7 protein-coding genes are annotated in these 7,769 nt (G+C 65.1%); 1 reads left to right on the plus strand and 6 read right to left on the minus strand.

Features of this window, described 5'->3' with window-relative positions; genetic code table 11:
• Window positions 1-379: 379 nt before the first annotated feature.
• The 6 genes from TVH25_RS19860 to echA20 all read right to left on the minus strand — a co-directional run bounded on the left by TVH25_RS19860 (window position 380) and on the right by echA20 (window position 6,700).
• The gene (locus TVH25_RS19860; RefSeq protein WP_422425288.1) at window positions 380-1,279 is read right to left on the minus strand and encodes a cyclopropane mycolic acid synthase family methyltransferase; all 900 of its coding nucleotides are present in this window, start codon (window positions 1,277-1,279) and stop codon (window positions 380-382) included.
• 156 nt (window positions 1,280-1,435) lie between these two features.
• Window positions 1,436-3,007 (minus strand): ABC transporter substrate-binding protein, encoded by a 1,572-nt coding sequence (locus TVH25_RS19865; protein WP_422425289.1) that lies wholly within the window; start codon window positions 3,005-3,007, stop codon window positions 1,436-1,438.
• Window positions 3,008-3,183: 176 nt separating this feature from the next.
• Window positions 3,184-4,263 (minus strand): NAD(P)H-dependent flavin oxidoreductase, encoded by a 1,080-nt coding sequence (locus tag TVH25_RS19870; RefSeq protein ID WP_169623092.1) that lies wholly within the window; start codon window positions 4,261-4,263, stop codon window positions 3,184-3,186.
• Window positions 4,260-5,018, minus strand: coding sequence for a cholesterol ring-cleaving hydrolase subunit IpdB (gene ipdB, locus TVH25_RS19875; protein ID WP_422425290.1), 759 nt, complete (start codon window positions 5,016-5,018; stop codon window positions 4,260-4,262). The genes TVH25_RS19870 and ipdB overlap by 4 nt, the downstream gene beginning before the upstream one ends.
• The gene (gene ipdA, locus TVH25_RS19880) at window positions 5,015-5,908 is read right to left on the minus strand and encodes a cholesterol ring-cleaving hydrolase subunit IpdA (protein WP_206037455.1); all 894 of its coding nucleotides are present in this window, start codon (window positions 5,906-5,908) and stop codon (window positions 5,015-5,017) included. Before ipdA ends, ipdB begins: the two co-directional genes overlap by 4 nt.
• 30 nt (window positions 5,909-5,938) lie before the next feature.
• Complete coding sequence (gene echA20, locus TVH25_RS19885) at window positions 5,939-6,700, minus strand: (7aS)-7a-methyl-1,5-dioxo-2,3,5,6,7,7a-hexahydro-1H-indene-carboxyl-CoA hydrolase (protein ID WP_169623094.1); 762 nt, start codon at window positions 6,698-6,700, stop codon at window positions 5,939-5,941.
• A gap of 189 nt (window positions 6,701-6,889) precedes the next feature.
• On the opposite strand from echA20, the gene TVH25_RS19890 reads away from it, so the two are divergent.
• Window positions 6,890-7,769: acetyl-CoA C-acyltransferase (locus tag TVH25_RS19890; protein ID WP_422425291.1), on the plus strand; the 880-nt coding region annotated here is incomplete at its 3' end.

Consider the following 7,769-nt stretch of genomic DNA (forward strand, 5'->3'; position numbering starts at 1 on the left):
GCCCCCCCCCCCCGCGGGCTCCAGGGGTTTACGTTCGTAGATATCTACTTGCACGGGCCAACTGGTCGGTCGGCCTTTCTACCTGTGTCCCGCCTCGGTGGACGGAACCTGATCTCGATAACTGACCGCGCACCACCTCCAAGCCGGGTAATTCCTTATGTCCTGGGGCCGCACCAACTCCGGCCCCGATGGAGTCGGACGCTTCGAGGTTTACCTACTCAACTCACTGCCTCGACGCGCCCTACTCCAAGCCTTTTCGACTCCTGAGCGGGCAGTTCGTTCTCGCCCTCTTTCGGACTCGCTCTCACTTACAACACATAATCTACAACCGACAAACCGGAATGTCTACAGCGACCAATGCAGATTTCTGTGATCGTCGTCATCCTGAACGGTGGCTGCCCGCTCGGCTCCGGTTGTGCTTGACGAGGGTGAACTGTTGGAGATCGATCAGGCCCCGCCGGAAATTCTCCGCGCAGCCGGTGAGGTATCGCATGTACCGCTGATAGACCTCTTCGGAGGCCAGTTCGACTGCCTCGTCATGGCGCGCTTCCAGTGCGCGCGCCCACAGATCCAGTGTGTGCGCGTAGTGCGGTTGCAGCGATTCGATGTTCTGCACCCAGTAGCCGTGGCGCTGGGCGCCGGTGATGATCATGTCCCGTTCCGGAAGCTGCCCACCGGGAAAAATCTCTCTGAGGATGAACCGCAGGAACAGCGCGTCGTCCCGGTTCACCTCCACATCCATGTCCTCGAGCAACTGCCGCGAGTGGCCGACGATGGTGTGCAGCAGCATCCGGCCGTCCGGGGGCAGCATGCGCGAGGTGCGCTCGAAGAACGCGTCGTAGCGCCGCCGGCGGAAATGCTCGAAAGCACCGATGCTCACGATGCGGTCCACCGGCTCGTCGAAATCCTCCCAGCCCTGTAATCGGACTTCCGCGGAGCGGCGCCCCAGCGCGAGCCCGGAAATCATCTCGGAGACGTGCTCGTACTGGTTGCGGCTCAGGGTCAGGCCGATGACATTGACGTCGTACCGCTCGATCGCCCGCCGCATCGTCGACCCCCATCCGCACCCGATGTCGAGCAGCGTCATGCCCGGCCGGAGGTCGCATTTACCGAGGGAGAGGTCGATCTTCGCCTTCTGGGCATCCTCGAGCGACATGTCGTCGGTCTCGAAGAACGCACAACTGTAGGTGCGCGTCGGGTCCAGGAACAGGTCGAAGAAGTCGTCGGAGAGGTCGTAATGGGATTGGACGTTCTCATAGAACGGGGTCAGTTTCGGCATCGAGGGCACCCTTCGCACTGGCGGCTGCACGCTGCACACCGCAGTGCGGCTGGGCGACAACCGGAGCGGTGGTGACGATCATTCTTCCAGGAGCGTCACCACACCGTCGGGAGACTGGCGAAACTCGCACCGTGGAGTCCCGTGTCGGCGAATCCGTTACCGAGTGACCCACATCTGCTCGGGCAGCGGTGACGCGAGCGCGTACAGCCGGATTCCGTGGATATTCGCACCCGCGACGATCGACGGCGCCGCACGGATGTACCAGACGCCGGGGAGCAGTTCGGCCAGTCGTTGCTGCACCGTCTCATAGGAGGCCGAGCGGTCCTCGGCCGTGCCGCCGGCCCTGCCCTGGTCCAGTGCTAGGTCGAGTTCCGGGTCTGCAACGCCGGTAACGTTGCCCGGTGAACGGGAGTGAAAGGCGTTCCACAGCGCGGAGTCGGGCTCCTGACTGTCGGCCGCCCAGACCGTCATTCCGAAGTCGCGAGCCGCGATCCGCGGCATGTATGCCGCGTAATCGAGGATTTCGACCTTCACGTCCACGTTGTCGAACGAACTCAACTGCGCCTGAACGGTTTCCGCAACGGACTTGATCTCTCGGAGAGATGTTGCGGTGAATGTGAACTCGACCGGCTTGCCTTCGGCGGCGAGTTCGTCGAAGAGCGCCTGCGCCTCTGCCGGATCATGGTGCGACAACGGGATGTCTGCGTAGAACGGGGAGGACTCCGGGAACAGGGTCTCGGGCACCTCACCCATGCCTTCGAACACGGCAGTGTTGATTCCGTCGAGATCGAGGGCGGAGGCTACAGCCTGGCGCGCCCGAGGATCGTCGAACGGTGCCGTGCGGTGATTCATGGCGAGATACTGCCCGCCGCCTACCCGAACCACGTCGGTGACGAGGCCGGCGTCCTCGGCCCTGCTGAGCGCCGACCAACTCGATTCCGAGCCCAGGTCGGCTCCACCGGTGCTGAGCATGTTGATTCGCTGCTGGGCGTCGCTCACGGTCCGGAGCGAAATGCGGTCGAGGTACGGCCGGGGCGCGTCCCAATAGCCCGGATTGCGCTCGAGCTCGATCGTGTCCTGACGCGTCCACTCGGCCAGGACGAAGGGGCCGGCACCGGCAGGATCGGAGTTGAAGGCGTCCCGGCCCTTCTGCAGCGCGGTGGGAGAGGCGATCCAGTTGAGTGCGCTCGACGTAACCGAGTACGGAAACATCGGATTGGCAACGGCCAGCGTGGCCTTCAACGTGGTCTCGTCGACCACCTCGGTCGCGGCGACCTGCGATGCCTGGGGGAGTGAATTCGACGCCGTGGCCGTGTCGCGCAGTCGGTCCCAATTGAATTTCACCGCCTCGGCGTCCAAGGGTGTGCCGTCGGTGAACGTCAGATCCGGACGGAGTGTGAGGACGAAGGTGTTACCGCCGTCCGTGGTGGTGAAGTCCGTGGCGAGGGTGTATTCGATCTCGAGGGTGTCGGGGTTGTCGATCATCAACGTCCCGTACAGAGCGTTGCCGAGCAGTCCTTGACCGACCCAGGTGTTCGCAAGCTGAGCCGGATCGAGTGCCACCGGTTCGCGGACCTGGATGGCTCGTGCAACACCGCCGCTCACCGGATCGCCGGCCGGTCCGGCTGCGGCGGTATCGGGCCCCGCATTCGTTGAGCACGCGCTCACCACGAGCAGCATCGAACATGCCGCGACGAGTCCGGCCAACGATCGTCTCCACCGCGTCATGGGGGTCCTTCCGAGCGCTCACAGTGTGCCTTCGCCGGAGAATGACGTTCTCCGTAGCAGAGAATGTAACAAGACCATCGCACTTACAGAAGATCTCCGGCGAATTCGCCCCGTCGTGCGTATGCAGCAGCACCCGGCCGCATGCGACCGGGTGCTGCTGTACTACGAGGGCCTGATCAGGCTGCGGGTCGTCCCGACTCGCGCAGGGCGCCGAGAGCGTCGATTCGCTCGACCGCCTCGGCGACGATCCGATCGATGAGTTCCTGGCAACTCGGCAGGTCGTCGACCATGCCGACGACCTGGCCGGAGGCGAGGACACCGGCTTCCGTATTACCGTCGACCAGACCGGCTTTGAGAAGCATCGGAGTGTTGGCGGCCATGATGATCTGCTGCCAGGTGCGATCGCTCGCCTTCTTCATCGCGAGACCGTCCCGGACGAGAGTGGACCATTTCATCCCGGTCATGGACTTGAACTTGGTCGCATTGCGTGCCGCCGCGACCAAACCCTTCGCGTAACTGGACCGTTCGAGGCTGTCCACGAGATCGGTGTTGAGCACGCGATGCGGCATGCCGTCCACCTTGAGCGAGACGGTCGTGTCCTGAAGCCCCCGCGCAAGATACTGCTGCTTGACGGAGTCCGGTACCGCGCTGTCGCTCGTGAGGAGGAACCGGGTGCCCATCGCGACGCCGGCGGCGCCGTACGAGAGGGCAGCGGCGAGCCCGCGTCCGTCGAAGAAACCGCCCGCGGCGATCACCGGGATGTCGACGGCGTCGAGCACGCTCGGCAGCAACAGTGTCGTGGCGACCGGGCCGGTGTGCCCACCGCCCTCACCGCCCTGCACGATCACGGCGTCCGCACCCCACGACGCGACCTTCACCGCGTGCTTGGCGGCGCCGATCGACGGGATCACGACGATGCCGTGGTCCTTGAGCTTGGCGATCAGTTCCTTCTTGGGAGCCAGCGCGAACGACGCGACCTTGACGTTCTCCCGGATCAGCAGATCGATGCGCTCTGCCGCATCCGAGGCGTCGGCGCGCATGTTGACGCCGAACGGCTTCTCGGTGAGGGACTTGGTTTTCGCAACCGCGGCCTCGAGTTCGGCGTACGTCATCGTTGCCGAGGCGAGGATGCCGAGGCCGCCCGCGTTCGACGTTGCCGCGGTCAAGCGGGGACCGGACACCCATCCCATGCCCGTCTGGACGATGGGATGTTCGATGCCCACCAGTTCCGTGAGGGGCGTGCGCAGGGTTGTCACAGGGAGACCTCGCGGTCGCGCAGACTCTTCGGGTCGAGCACCTCGCGGATGAGCCGCAGTTCCTCGGCGGTCGGTTCGCGGGTCACGCCGGCCTCGTTCAGCCCGGCAACCTCGAAGGAGGTGTTCTCGGCGACAGTTGCGGCCTCGACACCGGGGTGAAGCGACAGTGCCCGGAACGTGTGGCCCGGGCCGCCGAAGTCGAAGACACCGAGATTGGTGACGACGCGGGGGATGCTCAGGAACCGGTACGCCGGATTCTCGGGATCGATCTTGTCGTATCCGACGCCCGAGACGATGTCGACCTTGTCGGTGAACACCCGGGAGGTGTGCCGGCCGACCCAGTAACTCGTGGCGTGGTTGATGGTGTTGCCCGGGGCACCGCGCACGCCGAACATCTGGCGGGTGGGGTGCTGGAGCGGACCGAAGGCCGAGAGGTTCTGGTTACCGTGGCGATCGATCTGGTTGGCACCCATGACCACGTGGCGCCGGCCGGACGCGACCACGTCGAACACCTTGCGGAACGGCATCCATCCCTCGATCGGGGCCTTGGCGCCGAGCGGCGGAACCTCGGCGAGGATGAGTGCTTCCCCGTCGGTGATCAGCAGGTCGGGCTCGGTGGTGAGCTTGGCGAGCCGGGCGCCGATCTGGGGGAGAGTGGCCATCGGGCTGGCCATGATTTCGCCTGCGCCGGAGAAGATCTCGGCGCACGCGATCGCGCAGTACTCGGCGCGCGTGACGGTCTCGGTGGTGGTCATGCCTGCTCCCCACTCTTGGATTCGGCTGCGAACTTCTGGACGGCGGCCTGGTAGTCGTCTTCGCTGCCCGACAGGAAGCGATCGACGAACTTCTGCCAGGACTCGGGGTCCTTGGCCGACTCGGCGTAATGACGCTGGAACTTCTCGTCGCGCCCGTAACTGTCACCCGCGAGGGTGAAGTGCGCACCGCCGGGTGCTTCGACAACACCGTCGACCATCATTCGGTTGAGAACGATGGACTGCAGCGGAACGGATTTGACGAGTTCTTCGGTGTCGACGATCCGCTCGACCGAGACGTAGCGCTTCTCGGCGGCCATGCAGTAGAGATCGTCGAAGTAGGGATCGACACCCGTGTACGCGGCGTTGCCGTGTGCATCACCGATATTGAGATGCACCAGCGACGCATCGAGGTTCAGTGCGGGCATCGCGATCAAGGTCTCGGTGCCGTCCGGCCCCGGGTAGGGGGAGGTGACGGTCTTCAGCTCGCCTTCCCAGAATTCGACGACGTCCGAACCGAGTCCGGCGCGGATCGGAAGGAAGGGAAGGCGCGCGGCGGCGGCCTCGAGGCCGCATTTGACCATTCCCTCGTCCATTTCGCGTGCGATGATCTCGCCGCCTGTGCGGGCCTTGGCGAACCACGGGTCGTAGAACGGTGCCGAGTCGAGGGAGACGAAACCGTAGTACGCCTTCTTGACCTTCCCGGCCGAGCACAGCAGGCCGAGGTCCGGGCCGCCGTAGGTCACGACCGTCAGGTCGGTGATGTCCGATCGCAGGATCGCGCGGACCAGTGCCATCGGCTTGCGGCGCGAACCCCAGCCACCGATGCCGATGGTCATTCCGCTGCGCAGCTCGCCGACCACATCGTCGAGCGACATTCTCTTGTCACGCATGGGTTTCGAACTCCTGTGAGAGAGGGGACTTCAGCTGTTGGTCCGGGCTTTTCCGGTGGCGACGAATTCGTCGCGATGCTCGTCGGCGACCCCGGCGAGGTTGAGCTCGAACGTGAAGCCCTGCTCGATGCGGTAGCTGGTCTTGACATCGACGGGGTCGATGCGGTTGATCGCTTCCTTCGCCCGGCGGATGACGCGGGTGTCCTTGGCCGCGATCATCTCGGCGACCTCGCGTGCGGCCCCGTCCAATTCGTCACGCGGGACGACCTTGTAGACGGAACCGAAGTGCTCGAGTTGCTGGGCAGTCACGTTCTGTGCCGTGTAGTAGAGCGTGCGCATGAGGTGCTGCGGCACGAGACGCGCGAGGTGCGTCGCCGCTCCGAGTGCACCCCGGTCCACCTCGGGGAGGCCGAAGACCGCGTCGTCGGACGCGAGGATGACATCGGCGTTTCCGACGAGGCCGACGCCGCCGCCGACGCAGAAGCCGTTCACGGCGACGATCACGGGAACCTCGCAGTCGTAGACCGCTGCGAAGGCCGCGGCACAACCGTGGTTGGCGGCGATGAGGGCCTCGTAACCCTCGGTGGCCTGCATTTCCTTGATGTCGACGCCCGCGTTGAAGCCTCGGCCTTCGGCTCGGAGGATCACGACGTGCGTCTTCGGGTCCTTACCGGCGGTGAGGACCGCGTCGGCCAGGTCGAACCACGCCTGCGAGGGGAGGGCGTTCACAGGGGGGAAGTCGACGGTGACCGTGGTGATACCGGCGCTGTCGGAGGTCGAGGTGATGCCCATGGCATGTTCCTAACGTCTGTACCAAACCAAGCGATTGCTTGGTAAGTTAGCACACGAACCCTGTGGGGCACAGGAGCCCGGAACGCTCGCCCGCGCCACAGCTCTCTCGCCGAAACGCGATTTCCTCGAAATCTGAGGGCGTACTACGTTCGGCCCCAACCTGTTACATAACGAATACGAGGAGAGAAGATGACCGAAGCAGTAATCGTGTCGGCCGTGAGATCGCCCATCGGGCGCGCGCGCAAGGGTTCGCTCGCGTCGATCCGCCCCGACGATCTGGCGACACAGATGGTCGCCGCGGCACTCGCGAAGATTCCGGACCTGGATCCGGCGGAGATCGACGACCTGATGGTCGGCTGTGGACAGCCCGCCGGCCAGTCCGGCTTCAACATCGCCCGCGTGGTCGCCGTGCAGCTCGGCTACGACTTCCTTCCCGGCGTGACCGTCAACCGGTACTGCTCGTCGTCGCTGCAGACCACCCGCATGGCGCTTCACGCGATCAAGGCAGGCGAGGGCGACGTGTTCATCTCCGCCGGTGTCGAGTCGGTGTCGAGCTTCGTAACCGGCAATGCCGACGGCCTGCCCGACACCAAGAACCCGCTGTTCGACGACGCGCAGGCGCGCAGTGCCACGCTGGCCGAGGGTGGCGTCGCCTGGACGGACCCGCGCAAGGACGGTCTGCTCCCGGACGTGTACCTGGGGATGGGCCAGACCGCCGAGAACGTCGCGTCCTACACGGGCATCTCCCGCGAAGACCAGGACCGGTGGGGCGTCCGCTCACACAACCGGGCCGAGGAAGCCATCAAGTCGGGGTTCTTCGCAAAGGAGATCACGCCCGTCACGCTGGCCGACGGCACCGTCGTCTCCACCGACGACGGCCCGCGCGCCGGCACCACGTACGAGAAGGTCAGCCAGCTCAAGCCGGTGTTCCGTCCGGACGGCACGGTCACCGCAGGTAATGCGTGCCCGCTGAACGACGGTGCGGCGGCGCTGGTGATCATGTCCGACACGAAGGCGAAGGCTCTCGGGTTGACGCCGCTGGCGCGGATCGTCTCGACCGGGGTGTCGG

Source organism: Rhodococcus sp. 7Tela_A2, from assembly GCF_049311045.1.
Taxonomy (GTDB): domain Bacteria; phylum Actinomycetota; class Actinomycetes; order Mycobacteriales; family Mycobacteriaceae; genus Rhodococcus.

Excerpts from the sequence above, each read along its gene's own strand:
- TVH25_RS19865 (WP_422425289.1), bottom strand. The coding sequence starts at position 3,007 with ATGACGCGGTGGAGACGATCGTTGGCCGGACTCGTCGCGGCATGTTCG.
- echA20 (WP_169623094.1), bottom strand. The coding sequence starts at position 6,700 with ATGGGCATCACCTCGACCTCCGACAGCGCCGGTATCACCACGGTCACC.
- ipdB (WP_422425290.1), bottom strand. The coding sequence starts at position 5,018 with ATGACCACCACCGAGACCGTCACGCGCGCCGAGTACTGCGCGATCGCG.
- ipdA (WP_206037455.1), bottom strand. The coding sequence starts at position 5,908 with ATGCGTGACAAGAGAATGTCGCTCGACGATGTGGTCGGCGAGCTGCGC.
- TVH25_RS19860 (WP_422425288.1), bottom strand. The coding sequence starts at position 1,279 with ATGCCGAAACTGACCCCGTTCTATGAGAACGTCCAATCCCATTACGAC.